Source organism: Marinobacter sp. KM021 (assembly GCF_050707965.1).
Lineage (GTDB): Bacteria > Pseudomonadota > Gammaproteobacteria > Pseudomonadales > Oleiphilaceae > Marinobacter > Marinobacter shengliensis.
On the sequence record NZ_CP136129.1, the window covers coordinates 3307831 to 3322309 of the forward strand.

Consider the following 14479-nt stretch of genomic DNA (forward strand, 5'->3'; position numbering starts at 1 on the left):
GTTTAGCTCCTGATTGCCCAGAATTGCATTTCCAGCCCGGGGAAGCTGCCGGCCACGTGGAAGGCAAAGCCACTGGCGTTGTCGAGCATTTGCCAGGCTTGGCTCTGCTCGTCCAGCCGGAAGTAGACAAAGCCGGCGTGGTACGGCAGTTGGCGCGGCGCCACCGGCAGAGCCGACAACGGAATACCCGGCAGCTGCAGGCTGATGAGGTCGCGAATTTTCTCCACAGACGCCACTTTGCACTGCTGGGTGAACTGCTTGCGCAGGTCGTCCAGCGGCATGTCGGCCTTCACCGCCAGGATGAATTCGGCATCCTTGATGATCTGTCCATCCTGCACCGGTGCCACCGTCAGCCCGTACTGGCGCTGCTGCAGCGTGATCGACAGGGCTCTCGGTTCCAGCACGGTGCTCAGGGCCTGTCGCAGCACTTGCATCAGCGGGCTGAAGCAGGCTTCCGGCAGGTCGTGGTCATAGGGGGTGAATTCCTTGGGCAGCCGGCTTTCGTCGGTAAAGGTCACCAACTCGCCACACAGCTCAAGCAGAGCCTCGTACAGGCGCTCGGGATGCAGCTGGCGCAGCCGGGCCAGGTGCATGAATTTCGGGTGCGCCCGGTTCAGCATCTGCAGCAGCATGAAGTCAGACACATCCGCCACACCGCCCTGCCCTGGCGCACCTACGCGCTCGGCGATGTTGCGGGCCCGCTCCTGCATCAAGCCAGCCATTTCGCCGACGAACCGCTGCAAGCGCGGGGCTGAACGGACGCTGAGCATGGTGGGCAGGAAGTTGGGGTCCATCACCAGGCTGCCATCCGGGCGTTTTTCCAGGATCCGGCCGATGGCCACCGAGGCATAGGCACTGCGATCGTCCCGCTCCAGCATCAGGCGCGGCGCAACCCGGCCCACATCGATGCTGTGGGCGTCGCCATCAATGGAATGCAGATCCCGGATTTCCACGGTCTGGGCACGAAAACGCCCTGCTACCGGGGCATCCGGCCACTCCACTTCCGCCAGGGTATCGCTGCCCAGGGGCAGCGCCAGATACACCACCTGATTGGCCACCGAGGCATCGGTGATTTCCAGGGGCTCCGGCATCACATCGTCCTGGGGCAGATTGAACCGGGTACCATCCGGAAACAGTCCGGAAGCCCGCACCAGGCCAACCCGGCCAAAGCTCAGGTACTCGGCGTTCAGCTCCAGGTCACTGAAGCCATACAGGTAGTCCGAGACCGCCAGCGCCCGCTCGTTGATCTGGTGTTCCAGATATCGTTGCTGCTGCTGGAAGTGCTGGGGCTTGATAAACAGCCCGTCACTCCAGACGACTCGATTGGTAGCTGCCATCAGGTATCTTCCGAACGTCTGAGTTGAACTTCCCGCTCACGCAGGTTGACCAGCAGGTGGTAGGTGTCGCCCACCGGATCCACCCGGATGACTTTTTTCCACTGGGACAGGTTCGGGTAAGCATAGAAGGCGATAACGCCGATAAACCGGGTGTCCTTGCTGATCTCGAACGGTGCCACGTACTTGAACTGGCCCGGCACCAGGGTGTAATCGCTGTGGTCCACGTAGTTTCGGCCCAGGGACTTTTCCAGGTCGTTCAACAGTTGATCAAAGTCGCCGGCCATCAGCAGGGAGCTGTCCCGCAGCTCGATGATCTGATAGGCGATCGGCGTGGGCGCCAGGGATTCGTTGGGGTTCACATCCGGCTCTGCCAGCATGGTCAGCGCCACCTTGCTGGGCAGCTCTTCCGGATAGCCCACGGGAATATCGGGGTCCCACAACACCTTGGCGGTTTTGGTTACCGCGTTGTAGGGGGTGCTGCACCCCACCATCAGCATGACAATAGCCAGCAAGCTCCATTTGCAGTACTTCATGAAAGGCTCTCCCTCTGTAATTGGCGCAAGTGTTGGTCGTAGGCCTGGTCGAACACCTCCTGGAAGAGGCGTTCAAATCCCTGCTGACGACTGGATCTGAGTTCCTGGTAATAGTGTTGGTACATGTTCCAGGCCCAACGGCCTTCGTCTTCGTTGTCTTGCAGGCCACGGCGGTAACCGTGGAACCGGCGCAACAGGGCCTCCGGTGAGAAGGCATAAAGAATGGCTTCCAGGGCTTCCCGGATGGCTTCGCGGGTGGCTTGCTGGTGATGGTTCAGGCTCTCCAGGCTTTCCCGAACCGCTGCCGGAGCAGACAGGTGCACCGGGCTGCGCTCGGCTGCAAACAGGGTCTGCATGGTGCCGGTGTAGTCGTCACCCAGGCGCAACGGGTTGTCTTCAATCGGCTGCAGGCGGGTGCGCAGGGCCCGGTGCCGCGAATCCTCACCCTGATGCAGGGCCAGCAGGCCTTCGACCGTGGCTTTCAGGGTCTGGCCGGCTTCCTCCAGGAACAACCGCATTTCATCGCTGTCGGCAAAATCGATGTCGGCTTCCATACCTCGCATCAGGGGGGCACCGCTGATGTGTTGCCGGCTGGTGTCTTTGGCTTCCCGGCTGTGTTCCCTGAACTCTGACATTCCCTGTCGCTCCTGTGTGTCGTGCCCGTGCTTGCGGGCGTTACGGTTCATTGGCAGGCCCATGGCCACATCCCGGTTTTCCCGGTATTCATCGCTGACCTCGGCCGAGCGGGCAAACCAGGACTGGTCACTCGCCAACAGCTCGGGAGCTTCTTCCGCAGGCTGACCGGCCGTTTCCTGCCAGGGCGCCAGCGGGTCGTCGCTGACCGGCTCACCGGCCGGCGTGTGCAGTCCCACGAGGGGTTCCCGGCCATCCGGCAGCCTCTGACCGGTTTCTGCCCGCAACAGTGAATCTTCCTCCACATCCACCAGCTGCCGGTCCTGCCCAGAGCCTTCTTCCAGCTCTGAGCGGTCAACCGCGTCACCGTTCAGCTCTGCCCGCATCCGGTAACGGCCGATGGTGAGGGTGTCACCATGATTCAGCCGCGCCCTGCGGCCCCGGCCCACAGGCTGGCTGCTGCTGTTGATGTAAGTGCGGCCACTGCGGTCAATCAGGCAGAAGCCACCATCCAGGAAGCGAACCTCGGCATGGCCGGCTACGGCGCCGGTGCGATGGGGCGACAACCGCCAGGTGTCGTTGGCCGCCGTGCCAATCGACCCGCCACCGGTACCAAAACTGTGTTCAATGCTGGCACCACCGCCGGTTTCGGTCGGGTTGATGATCACCAGGGTTAATGCTGCTGTCCGGTTTGACACCTGTCTGGCTCCTTGCCTTATCGTCGTATCTGGATGCGCACCGCCGGGCGTTCACGGGCCCGGTCCGGTGTCACAAAGGAATTCCAGCCCAGGCGCACATCCTCACCCAGCTGCATGGGCCGGATATCCTTGGGCCGCATTTGCAGCTCCAGGTCGTAGGCCAGCTGCTCCCGGGTGGTGAATTCCACCAGCTTCACCAGGCGCTCATGGTCCCGGCCGTTGGGCAGGAAATCCGCAAAGCGCTGCCGGCTCAGGTTGCGCAGGCGCAGGATGAACTTGCCGCTGCGATCCCGGATGCTGGAGCCAACCAGGGTGTCCTGGCCCAGGCTGGCATTGGCCTGGCCCAACCGCGTTTGCTGGTCTTGCCCGATGGCCACCTTGCGCAACACCCACTGCTCGATGCTGACGTCTTCCAGGTCGAAACAGTGTGCGACAATGCCACTGACCACTTCCGGCGACCGGCTGCGGCCCGCCATCTGGCCGGCGTAGGCCAGCATCTTGGACCAGTTGACCGGTGTGGCTTCCCGCAAGCGGCTGTCACCCAGACCGACCAGGGAAAACACCAGCTCGGAAAACCCGTCGCTGGCGCCGGGCTGAAACCGCACGTAGTACCGGTACTTGCGCCAGGCCCGGTGGAACAGGGTGACCAACCGGTGGTTGAAAAAGTCCAGAAAGTGACGGCGCACTCCCAGGTTCTGGCCTGCTTCCCAGGCCAGGTCCTCCAGGTAGTAGCCCGGCAACGGCGACTGGGAGCCGTGCAGGCCGAGAAAGCTCACTTCCATCTGGTAAGGCGCGTGCTCGTGTTCCGGTGACAGGGCCGAGACCACATCGCTACCCGGAAAGCCCAGGCCGGCCGAGGCCGAAAACCGGATACGCTCCTGGCGGGGCTCGCCGCTGCCGGAGCTTTCCAGATCGTCGCCATGGTGCCGGTGAATCAGATCCACCAACTGGAAAAAACTGTAACGCCGCGCGTTGCCGAGGACAGGTTCCAGCCCGGCTACATCAGCGGCTGCTGACCTTGCTGTAACGTCCATGTGTACCGTTCCTGATTGTCTGTATTCACCACTTCCAGCTGGTGAAAGGCATTGATACTCGCGTAAAGCGCAAAAAACTGGCTCAGTACCGTTCCGAACAGGTACAGATCCCCTTCGCTGCCGAAATTCTGCTGATCCAGCTTCAGCACCGAACGAATGCCACGCACCGGCAAGCCACGAACCATGCGGTCCACCGGCTGAGTGGTGATCTCACTGATGCCCGCCAACCGTTTCTGGGACACCCGCTCGGCCTGTCGGTCGACCAGCGCTCGAAAGTCGTATACCCGCAGCACGGTGCGCAGGGCATCCACATCCAGCATGGACAGGTAGTTCAGGGACAGATTGGAAATCAGCGTCCACAACAGGCTGCCGTCCAGCGTTGGCCGCAGCGTGGCCGTGGGCCGGGTAATGTTGCTGAACGAGGCAAACGCCGGGGTGGTCTCGGTGGCCATGCAGATCTCACCCACGGCCAGCTGCTGGGGCAGTTGCCGGTTGGTGCAGGTCAGCGTCAGCGACACCGCTTCCTGGCGGTTCATGCATTCGGACTCGTCGCCCCGGACAAACGAGATGTAGTGATCAAAGCCATCACCGCGCACGCTTTCACGGGTCCGCACCCGGTAATACAGCGCCGTGCGGCCACGGTCCCGCTCCACCTCGTGCTGGAAACTCTCGAACGCGGTGTACAGCCGAGGTTCCCCCCGGCCGGAACGCCCTTCAAGCCAGCCTTCAACCTGTTCGATGCTGAACACTTCAAAGTGCTCCGGACAGCGGCTGGACGGGGAAATACGGTACTCGGTCTGCCGGCCGTTCAGATCTACCGGCTCGCCTTCGTGGCTGAACAGGTTGACCGCCGGGGTGCAGTACAACTGCAGGGAGTCCCGGGTGACCCGAACATCGGGCGGTAGAATCCGGCTGAAATGAAAACGCAGGCTGATCTCATCGGCCTGCACCGCCGGCAACCGGGACTTGAGGCCGGTGATATCGATAAACCGGAAGGCCTCGGGAAAGCTCAGGTATTCCTGAATGATGCGGTACCCGGCGTAGGCGTTCTTCGGATACGGCAAAATCGCCTCGTCGGCGGCAAAACCCACCGGCTGCAACAGCGACGACGGCAGGTTGTATACATTGTCGCCCACCACCAGTTCCATGCGGGTGAGGTAGTGGTTCAGCCACAGGTACAGGGTTTCGGCGGTGTGGTTATCGCCGCCCAGATAGAACCGCAGGCTGTCCAGGCCCAGGGCATTCAACGGCTGGTCTGTGTGCAGTCCCAGGTCGACGGTGACCGAAGACACTTCCCGGGAATGCTCGGCGTGGGCATCGGCCACGCTGACCGGGAAGATATCGACCGCCCGGCAGGTACGGAACCGGCACTGGGTCTGGCGGCTGGCTTCGCCCAGGGGTCGGCTCTTGATTTCGGTATGGCGCTCAACGGTTTGCCGCTCGCTGATGGCGTGCAGTTGCGGGTCGAAACGCATGATGGTGCAGCTGGGTACTGGCCGCAGGTAGTTGGGCCAGAGCATGTTCAGCAGGGAATGGGTCAGCTCTGGAAACTCGTCCTCAACCTTTTCCCGCAATTTGCCGGTCAGGAAGGCAAAGCCTTCGAGCAGCCGTTCCACATCCGGGTCGGTGCTTTGTTCGGACAAAAAGCGGGTAAGCTGCGGATGTGCCTCGGCAAATTCCCTGCCTTGCAACCGCAGAAAGCTCAACTCATCCCTGTAGAACCTGTTCAACTTCATCTTTACTGCACCTTGACTGCTTTTTGTCGGGCTCCGAGCCAGGATGAGGGTGGTCCTTCCAAAAGACGCTTCAAGCCCGTCCATGGGACGCTTGGGCTCCGCCATCCCTGGCTCCGCACACTTTTGGAAGGACCACCCTCACCCTGACTCTCATACCTGCCTTCGAAAATTCCGGACCGCAAACACTCAGGTTTGACGGAGGGGGTGGGGATGCTTTTCTGCCGGGAAAAAAGATGTCTGAGCGAAGCGAGTTGTTTTTTCCCAGAAGAAAAGCATCCCCGCCCCCTCCCAACTCCAGTGTCCGCCCAAAGTCCAAGTCCCCACCAAGTCTTACAGCACCCGGTAATAGCGCTTATCATCGAGGACCAGATCAATGGTCGTCCGGTCATCAGCACCGGCTACCTGCAGGTAAACGGTCACCTGAAACTTCAACTGCAGCGGGTCCGGGCCCGGCGGCAACGCCACCACATCCACCCGCTTGACCCGCGGCTCAAACTTCTCGATGCACTGACGAATCGCCCCGCGAATCTGGATACTCAAATCCTGAGTACCCAGGGTGGCATCGTTGAAATCCAGCAATCCCAGGTCTGGTACGCTGGCGCTGTTGCCCGGGTGGGCATTCAGCAGGCGCACCAGGTGGCGCTTGATGGATTCCACCACATGGGTCACTTCACCCATGCCCTGCCCCGCAGGGGCGGCGGCCTGTTCGAGCCGTTCAAACAGGCTGCCAGTACTGCGAACGCCGTCAGTGCCAGTGGCGCCGAACATGGATTAATCCTTGTCCAGGCGGCCAACCAGCGAGAGTTCGAAGTTGGCACCCATGTACTTGAAGTGCGGGCGCACGGCCAGGGAGACCTGGTACCAGCCCGGATCGCCTTCCACTTCCGACACTTCCACCTTGGCGGCACGCAACGGGCGGCGGCTGCGGACTTCGGCGGGCGGGTTTTCCTGGTCGGCCACGTACTGGCGAATCCAGGTGTTCAGTTCCCGCTCCAGATCCTGGCGTTCTTTCCAGGAGCCGATCTGTTCGCGCTGCAGCACTTTGATGTAGTGGGCCAGGCGGTTCACGATCATCATGTAAGGCAGCTGGGTACCCAACTTGTAGTTGGTTTCCGCTTCCTTGCCTTCTTTGGTGTTCGGGAACTGCTTGGGCTTCTGCACCGAGTTGGCGGAGAAGAACGCGGCGTTGTCGCTGCCCTTGCGCATGGTCAGGGCGATGAAGCCTTCTTCCGCCAGTTCGTATTCCCGGCGGTCGGTGATCAGCACTTCGGTGGGAATCTTGGCTTCCAGCTGGCCGAAGGACTCAAAGGTGTGCACCGGCAGGTCTTCCACGGCACCACCGCTTTGCGGGCCGATGATGTTCGGGCACCAGCGGTACTTGGCGAAGCTCTCGGTCAGGCGGGTAGCCAAAAGATAGGCGGTGTTGCCCCATAGGTAGTGCTCGTGGTCGCCGGAGACTTCTTCTTTGTAGTTGAAGCTGCGCACCGGGTTCTCGGTTGGGTCATAGGGCACGCGTAGCAGGAAGCGCGGTGCGGTCAGGCCCAGGTAACGGGCGTCTTCCGATTCCCGCAGGGAGCGCCACTTGGCGTATTTCGGGCCTTCGAAGACGGCACTGAGCTCCTTGATAGCCGGCAGTTCCTGGTAGCTGTCGACACCAAAGAACGACGGCGCCACCGAGGACAGGAACGGCGCGTGGGACATGGCGCCTACAGAGGACACGTACTGCAGCAGCTTCATGTCTGGCGTTGATGGACTGAAGGCGTAGTTGCCGACAATGGCACCCACCGGCTCACCACCGAACTGGCCGTATTCTGCGGCATAGATGTGCTTGTAGAAGCCGGTCTGGGTAACATCCGGTGCAAACTCGAAGTCTTCCAGCAACTCCTGCTTGGTGGCGTGCAGGATGTCGACTTTGATGTTCTCGCGGAATTCAGTGCGGTCAACCATCAGTTTCAGGCCGCGCCAGGACGATTCCAACTCCTGCAACTTGGGGGCGTGCAGGATTTCATCCATCTGGGCACTGATCTTGCGGTCCAGCTCGACCACCATCTGGTCCACCAGGGCCTTGTTGACCGGCTGGCCTTTTTCGTCGCTTTTCAGCAGGTTGGCGATAAACGTCGCTACCCCTTTACGGGCAACATCGTAACCTTCGTCGGCCGGCGCCATACGGCTATTGGCCATGACCTGGTCCAGCAAGGACCCTTCTGCTACGGATTCGGAGGCAGCAGATTGCTGCACAGCAGTATCAGACATACCACATCCCTTCAGTACGTGATTGATAATCGGTGTTGGTTACCGGGTTCCGGTGGTGCGCTTACTCGCCGCCTTCGGTGGCCAGTTCGAGCTCGGCCAGCAGTTTTTCCCGGGCGCTGTCGTTGTCCAGCAGCTCCTGCAGCTTGGAACGGAACGAAGGCACGTTGCCCAGCGGGCCCTTGAGGGCAACCAGGGCTTCACGCAGCTCGATCAGTTTTTTCAGCTCGGGTACCTGGCGGGCAATGCTGTCCGGAGAAAAGTCGTCCAAACCCTGGAATTCCAGATTGACCGGCAGCTCATCGGCATTCTCTTCGAGCTTGTTGGAGACCGACGTAGACAAAGTCAGACCGGCTTCCTTCATGACAGAACGGAAGTTGTTCTTGTCAACGGAAATGGCTTTGCGGTCTTCGATGGGGGTTTCTTCAGCATGGCCCTTGAAATCGCCAACCACAAACATCTTCAGCGGCAGCTCGGTTTCAGCCTGCTGGTCGCCGGTGGCGGGGACATACTTGATATTGATGCGCTCTTTCGGCGCGACGGAACCGTCTTTGGCAGACATGGCGTGCTCCCTGTGCAATTCATTTGCAGTGTTGTTCAGTCCTTGATGCCTGCCGTCCTGGCAGACAACGCGTCAAACTGTACACAGGTGATCTGGCATTCTCAAGCAAAAACTGGCCAGCAATGGCCCAAACTGTGCTGTCGGGCAAACTTTTGCCAGATAGCCCTGTTGCCGGACCGAATGCAGTTTCAGTCAATGACGGCACTGCCGGCCAAGGCTATACTCGCGATATCCTTCGAGGAGACAACCATTTACACCAAGGAGACACACCATGAGTGACCTGAAGGCGAAGTTTGATGAAGCGGTAAACTATATCCAGACCGCCGAGGGCGATTTCAAACCGTCCAACGAGATGAAGCTTGAGTTTTATGCCCTGTACAAGCAAGCCACCGCAGGCGACGTGTCCGGCAAGCGCCCGGGCATGATGGATTTCGTGGGCCGCGCCAAATACGACGCCTGGGAGAAGCTGAAAGGCACCTCCAGCGATCAGGCTATGCAGCAGTACATCGATAAGCTCGACTCACTGAAGTAATACCCCCTGGGCTGTGCCCGCCCCTTTGGCGCGTGCAGCCCTCAACCGCAGGAAAATACCGCCTTCGGTTTTGCGCCGTTCAAACGTTTGTCATATGATGCGCGCAACATAACAACAACAAGCTTTCCGAAGAGTACACACCATGGATATTACCCAGGCGCTCGAGCAGTCACGGCCCGGTATGGTCGGCGATGTACAGGCCGCCATCCGCAAACGCCAGCTGAATCAGCGGGCCGAACAAACCTACCTGCACTGGATCAGCCGTTTTGTGCTGTTTCACGATCTAAAAGACCCGGCTCATCTGGCGGCAGAAGATCAACTGCTGTTTCTGGATTATCTGAGCAACAAAATCCGCGTATCTCGGGCGAGGCTTAACCAGGCCACCCAGGCGCTGACCTTCTTTTACGAGGACGTACTTGGTAAGACGGCCACCCCGAACGCAGCAGTGGCCTGAACAGGTTCGAAGTGGCGCCGGGGAAATCAGCGCCCGGTCATATTGACGTTCAGAGTATCGTAGGTGCGATTCTCCGGTGGCCGGATCGAGTAGGTGTTGCTGTGGGTCTGGCCCGGGATGAGCTTGGGATTGCTGAACCGGATATCCACCGGAATTTCGGAGCGCCCGAGATCGGTACGGCTGTCTCTGGGCTGCAATGCCAGAGGATCAAGATAGAAGTCGTCGTCACTGGCGGTCTGCACCGGAACTCCGGCCGCCGGCGCTTCGAGCCCGCCCTCAATGACCGTATTGGCCAGGGTTTCCTCTTCGATGGAGCGGAAAGGAATGGTATCAATGGTGGAACGCTGTTCCAGTTCAAACACCGGTGCTGTGTTGTTAGCGCTTTGACCCTGAGCGCTGACAGACATCAGCCCCAGCGATAGCACAACGGTAGCCGTGGCGACCAGGCCTGCCCATTTTGAACCGGTGTGAGACTCTGACGAATTCATCGCATCAACCCTGATTGATCTTCCATTGCCCTTTCGGGTGACAGTTTTTGATCAGTCTATCGCCATTGGTGACGCTTTGCTCAACCAAAAGACGATTCTGTGACGATTTTCACTTGCCAGTGTCTGCCGGCTGATACCGAATACCGGTGATGACCACCGTCTTCCAGCCCTCCGGCGTTTTCACGGAGACCTCATCGTCCAGATGCTTGCCGATCAATGCCCTGGCAAGCGGGGCATTGATACTCAGATAGCCCTTGGCGAGGTCAAATTCATCTGCACCCACCAACCTGTAGGTCTGTTCTTCACCGTCATCGTCCTCGATGGTGACCCAGGCCCCGAAAAATACCCGGCTTTGATCGTCCGGCAGCCGGTCGACCACGGTAAGTTCATCCAGGCGCTTGCTCAGGAACCTTACCCGCCGATCGATTTCCCGTAGCTGCTTTTTGCCATAGATGTATTCGGCATTCTCAGAGCGATCCCCCAAGGCGGCAGCCTCGCGCACGGCTTGGGTGACTTCGGGGCGCTTCACTTTCCACAGGTACTGCAACTCCTCCCGTAACGCCTGCTCGCCGTCCGGTGTGATATAGCGCGGTCTTGGAGCCGTCGAACCTTCGGTCTTGCTCATCAGATCAGGGATTCCGGGTTAAACAGAAAATTCAGGGCATAAAAAAACCCCGTGGGTCACGGGGTATAAGGCTAGCGCTGTGCTGGAGGGAGAAGCAAGCAACTTTCTACCTGCTTCTGCATCTACAATTTCCATTCTACAGAGCGGGCATTACCCGGCGGTGGCCAAGGAATTACCTTTTTGCAAGGCTGAAACCTAGCTGATCGGCTGAAATTAGGTTGTACACTCTAGGCGCCGGAGATAGCGTGCGAGGTAATCAACACTGACTTTTCGTTTGGAGACAAATCCATGAACACCAAAAAACTGATGAACCTGGCTCTGGAAGGTGTCGATAGCCTGGGCTTTCGCCTGGACAGTCTGGGCATCACCAGCAAACTGAATCGCCACAACATCGCGGCCTTTCTGATGGCTGAGCAGAAGCATCTGGAAGGGGAATGGGACAGCATTCAGGCCAAAGTGGACCGTCGCCGCTCTCAGTTCGAGCACATCAGCGGCCTGGTCGAAGCCCGCGCTGGTGCACTGATCAGCCCGGTGGTTAACCGTTTTCGCGCCAGTCAGTAAGACTCAGGCGCTACTGGTTTCGGTAGAGGACGACCTATCGTTCTGGGTCTCCTCTGCCTGTTCGGCCGGTGTTGCCTTGATCCGCTTGCGGACCCCGGTATAGGCGGGCATCTGCACGGTGACCGTCAAGCCAGGCGGCTCCTCTCCCTCATGGGTATCACTAAGCAAAATCTGGCCCTGGTGAATTTCTGCTACCGCACTGACCAGGCTCAATCCCAGGCCGTTGCCTGGCAGTGACCGACTCTTGCCCACCCTATAGAAGCGCTGGAACACCTGGCTTTTCTCGTCGTCCGGTATACCGATACCGGAGTCCTGCACCTCAAACACCGCGCCCGAGCCATCGCGGCGAACCACCACCTGGATGGAGCCGTGCTCCGGAGTGTATTTGATCGCATTGTCGATCAGGTTGCTGATCATCTGGAACAGCAGGTCTCGATCACCCTCGATCATCACGCCTTGCTCCAGCGACTGGGCGAAGGCTTGCTCCTTGTCCTCCGCCAGGGCTTCGTACAATTCACAGGCATCACTGACCAGCTCGTCCAGGGACACCACTTTCATGTCCGCCGAATTCCCCCGGGTTTCCAGCCGGGCAATCCGCAACAGAGCGTTGAAGGTTGCCAGCAACTGGTCCGCCTCGGCCACTGCCCTGCCCACCTGTTCCCGGGCCTCATCGTTGTCCACGGCAATCAGGGTGTTCTCAAGCTGGTTGCGCAGGCGCGTCAGCGGGGTGCGAAGGTCGTGGGCAATGCTGTCTGACACATGGCGAATACCTTCCATCAGGTAAACAATGCGGTCGAGCATCTGGTTCAGGTTTTCGGCGAGCTGATCAAAATCGTCCTCGGTGCCGCGGGTGGGTATGCGTAGTGACAGATGGCCATTCATGATTCGCCGGGAAGTGTTATTGATGACTTCGATTCGGCGCGTAGTGCCACGGCTCATCAAAAAGCCACCCAGTAACGCCAGTGCCAGGGTGATGCCCATACCCCAGTTGATGGCGGTTTCGATCACCCGCTTGAGATTGGTGAGTTCTTCAACATCCCGCCCCACCAATAATTTCAACCCGCCCTGGACCTCGAAAATCCGGGCACGGGCCAGCCGCTCCGGGCCTTGCCAGCCCACTGAGGAATCCAGGGTAAAGTTGATCCAGCCGGTGTCCGACGAGCGACTGCCCCCTGGCCACGTTTCAATGTTACCGGCCAGCTTGAGGAAGTCGTCTGTGGTGAGCAGGTAGATGGATTTGGCGTTGGGGTCCCGGGCGACGCGCTCACGGATGATGGTGATCAGTCCGTTCACGCCACGCCCACGGTACTGCTCCGCCAGACCGGCGATTTCCGCTTCGATGGTTTCATCGGTCTGGGCGGTCATGAAGCCGGCCGTGCGCCAGTAGATGAATGCCAGCAACAGGAATACCGATGTGGCAAACACCACCATGTACAGCAGGGCCAGCTGAAAAGAGGATGTCCTGAGCTGACTAAGCAGTTTCACGCAGCATGTATCCCGCACCCCGAACCGTCTGCAGCAGGGGCGTGTCGAATTCCTTATCGATCTTGGCCCGCAGGCGGCTGATGTGCACGTCAATCACGTTGGTCTGGGGGTCAAAGTGATAGTCCCAGACTTTTTCCAGCAGCATGGTCCGGGTGACCACTTGGCCGGCGTTACGCATGAGATATTCCAGCAGACGGAATTCCCGCGGCTGAACATCAATGTTCTGACCGGCACGCTTGACAGTCCTGGCCAGCAGGTCCATCTCCAGATCGGCAACCTTCAGCACGGTTTCCGTTTCCGCCGCCTGGCGATTGCGTCGAATCAGAGATTCGATACGGGCCAGCAGTTCGGTAAACGAAAAGGGTTTGGTGAGATAGTCATCACCGCCACCACGCAGCCCTTCTACCCGGTCATCCACATCGCCCAGGGCGCTGAGGATAAGTACCGGAGTTTGATTTCCCGTTGCCCGCACCGTCTTGATGATGGACAGGCCATCCATGCCAGGCAGCATGCGGTCCACAATCATGATGTCATACTCTTCACTGGCCGCCATCATCATGCCTTCCTTGCCGTCGGCCGCATGATCCACCACGAAGTCGGATTCTCTCAGTCCCTTCAGCAGATAATTTGCTACATCCCGATCGTCTTCGATTACCAGCGCTTTCACCGGTGCTCCTCCTGATAGCGGATTACATTAACTCTTAGGGTACGAAGAACTCCGGAAACCAGCCAGTTACCATCTTGTAAGAGGGTGTCGCCTATGACGACGGTCAATTTGCCGACCGGAACCAGCTCAGAGTGTCCTCCGTTACCGACGATGGCCGGTATTCCGCACTCACCCAGCCCTGATAGCCCATTCGATCCAGCGCTGCGAAAACATTCGAAAAGTTAATCTCGCCGCTACCGGGCTCATGCCGGCCCGGATTATCGGCAAACTGGATGTGGCCAATCCACGGTAGCAGACACTCCATGGTACGAATCACATCGCCTTCCATAATCTGCATATGATAGACGTCATACTGCAACCGCACATTGTCGGCATCGAGTTCTTCAAGCAATGCCATCACCTTGCCCGTGGTGTCCAGCATGAACCCCGGCATATCCACCCGGCTGTTAATCGCCTCAAGGCACAGGGTCAGACCCGCGTCGGCAAAGCGATCAGCGGCATACTGCACGTTCGCCACCAGCGTCTCCCAGGCGATCTGCTCATCCAGATCTGTCGGCTTCAACCCTGCCAGGCAGTTCAGCTGCCGGTTGCCCAGCACCCGCGCATAGGTAATACCCTGATCCACCCCGGCACGAAACTCCTCAACCCGGTCCGGCAAACAGGCAATGCCCCGCTCCCCGGCCTGCCAGTCTCCCGGCGGCAGGTTGAACAACACCTGGGTCAGGCCCTGCTCCCGTAGCTGCTCCGCCAGCTGCTCTGCCGGCCAGTCATAGGGAAACAGGTACTCCACCGCGGTGAACCCTGCGGCCCGCGCCCGGGAAAAGCGCTCCAGAAACGGAACCTCGGTAAACAACATCGACAGATTGGCAACAAACCGTGGCATT

General features: G+C 59.4%; 16 protein-coding genes. 3 read left to right on the forward strand and 13 right to left on the reverse strand.

Features of this window, described 5'->3' with window-relative positions; genetic code table 11:
- Positions 1-2: 2 nt before the first annotated feature.
- From tssK to tssB, 8 genes are all read right to left on the reverse strand, one after another.
- A complete protein-coding gene (gene tssK / locus RVM24_RS15475) occupies positions 3-1337 on the reverse strand; it encodes a type VI secretion system baseplate subunit TssK (protein WP_058090741.1) in 1335 nt (444 codons plus the stop codon).
- The gene (gene tssJ, locus RVM24_RS15480; protein WP_058090742.1) at positions 1337-1870 is read right to left on the reverse strand and encodes a type VI secretion system lipoprotein TssJ; all 534 of its coding nucleotides are present in this window, start codon (positions 1868-1870) and stop codon (positions 1337-1339) included. Before tssJ ends, tssK begins: the two co-directional genes overlap by 1 nt.
- Entirely contained in the window at positions 1867-3201 is a 1335-nt protein-coding gene (tagH, locus tag RVM24_RS15485) for a type VI secretion system-associated FHA domain protein TagH (protein ID WP_431474328.1), read from the reverse strand. Before tagH ends, tssJ begins: the two co-directional genes overlap by 4 nt.
- Before the next feature lie 17 nt (positions 3202-3218).
- Positions 3219-4235, reverse strand: a complete 1017-nt coding sequence (tssG, locus tag RVM24_RS15490; RefSeq protein ID WP_072676012.1) for a type VI secretion system baseplate subunit TssG — start codon at positions 4233-4235, stop codon at positions 3219-3221.
- A complete protein-coding gene (tssF, locus tag RVM24_RS15495; protein ID WP_431474329.1) occupies positions 4199-5971 on the reverse strand; it encodes a type VI secretion system baseplate subunit TssF in 1773 nt (590 codons plus the stop codon). The genes tssG and tssF overlap by 37 nt, the downstream gene beginning before the upstream one ends.
- A gap of 330 nt (positions 5972-6301) precedes the next feature.
- Positions 6302-6739, reverse strand: coding sequence for a type VI secretion system baseplate subunit TssE (tssE, locus tag RVM24_RS15500; protein WP_431474330.1), 438 nt, complete (start codon positions 6737-6739; stop codon positions 6302-6304).
- Between the two features lie 3 nt (positions 6740-6742).
- A complete protein-coding gene (gene tssC, locus RVM24_RS15505; RefSeq protein WP_058090747.1) occupies positions 6743-8224 on the reverse strand; it encodes a type VI secretion system contractile sheath large subunit in 1482 nt (493 codons plus the stop codon).
- A 61-nt stretch (positions 8225-8285) separates the two neighbouring features.
- The gene (gene tssB / locus RVM24_RS15510) at positions 8286-8783 is read right to left on the reverse strand and encodes a type VI secretion system contractile sheath small subunit (RefSeq protein ID WP_431474331.1); all 498 of its coding nucleotides are present in this window, start codon (positions 8781-8783) and stop codon (positions 8286-8288) included.
- A gap of 271 nt (positions 8784-9054) precedes the next feature.
- Between tssB and RVM24_RS15515 the strand changes: the two genes are divergently transcribed.
- Together RVM24_RS15515 and RVM24_RS15520 are read left to right on the forward strand one after the other, a co-directional pair.
- On the forward strand, positions 9055-9315 hold the full coding sequence (locus RVM24_RS15515) for an acyl-CoA-binding protein (RefSeq protein ID WP_058090750.1): 261 nt from the start codon (positions 9055-9057) through the stop codon (positions 9313-9315).
- Between the two features lie 142 nt (positions 9316-9457).
- Entirely contained in the window at positions 9458-9769 is a 312-nt protein-coding gene (locus RVM24_RS15520; RefSeq protein ID WP_061331940.1) for a site-specific integrase, read from the forward strand.
- A gap of 26 nt (positions 9770-9795) precedes the next feature.
- Here RVM24_RS15520 and RVM24_RS15525 read toward each other — a convergent pair whose 3' ends face one another.
- Positions 9796-10176: a hypothetical protein gene (locus RVM24_RS15525; protein WP_286255733.1), complete on the reverse strand. Its 381-nt coding sequence runs from the start codon at positions 10174-10176 to the stop codon at positions 9796-9798.
- A 190-nt stretch (positions 10177-10366) separates the two neighbouring features.
- The gene (greB, locus tag RVM24_RS15530; RefSeq protein WP_106696056.1) at positions 10367-10882 is read right to left on the reverse strand and encodes a transcription elongation factor GreB; all 516 of its coding nucleotides are present in this window, start codon (positions 10880-10882) and stop codon (positions 10367-10369) included.
- 288 nt (positions 10883-11170) lie between these two features.
- Between greB and RVM24_RS15535 the strand changes: the two genes are divergently transcribed.
- Positions 11171-11443: a hypothetical protein gene (locus tag RVM24_RS15535; RefSeq protein WP_058090754.1), complete on the forward strand. Its 273-nt coding sequence runs from the start codon at positions 11171-11173 to the stop codon at positions 11441-11443.
- Positions 11444-11446: 3 nt separating this feature from the next.
- Here the strand turns inward: RVM24_RS15535 and RVM24_RS15540 are convergent, their stop codons facing one another.
- The 3 genes from RVM24_RS15540 to hyi all read right to left on the reverse strand — a co-directional run bounded on the left by RVM24_RS15540 (position 11447) and on the right by hyi (position 14478).
- Positions 11447-12928 carry a HAMP domain-containing sensor histidine kinase gene (locus RVM24_RS15540; protein ID WP_106696057.1) on the reverse strand — a complete coding sequence of 494 codons (1482 nt, stop codon included), beginning with the start codon at positions 12926-12928 and terminating at the stop codon, positions 11447-11449.
- Positions 12915-13595, reverse strand: coding sequence for a winged helix-turn-helix domain-containing protein (locus RVM24_RS15545; protein ID WP_011787144.1), 681 nt, complete (start codon positions 13593-13595; stop codon positions 12915-12917). The genes RVM24_RS15540 and RVM24_RS15545 overlap by 14 nt, the downstream gene beginning before the upstream one ends.
- Positions 13596-13698: 103 nt before the next feature.
- Complete coding sequence (hyi, locus tag RVM24_RS15550) at positions 13699-14478, reverse strand: hydroxypyruvate isomerase (RefSeq protein ID WP_431474332.1); 780 nt, start codon at positions 14476-14478, stop codon at positions 13699-13701.
- Between the last annotated feature and the right edge of the window lies 1 nt (position 14479).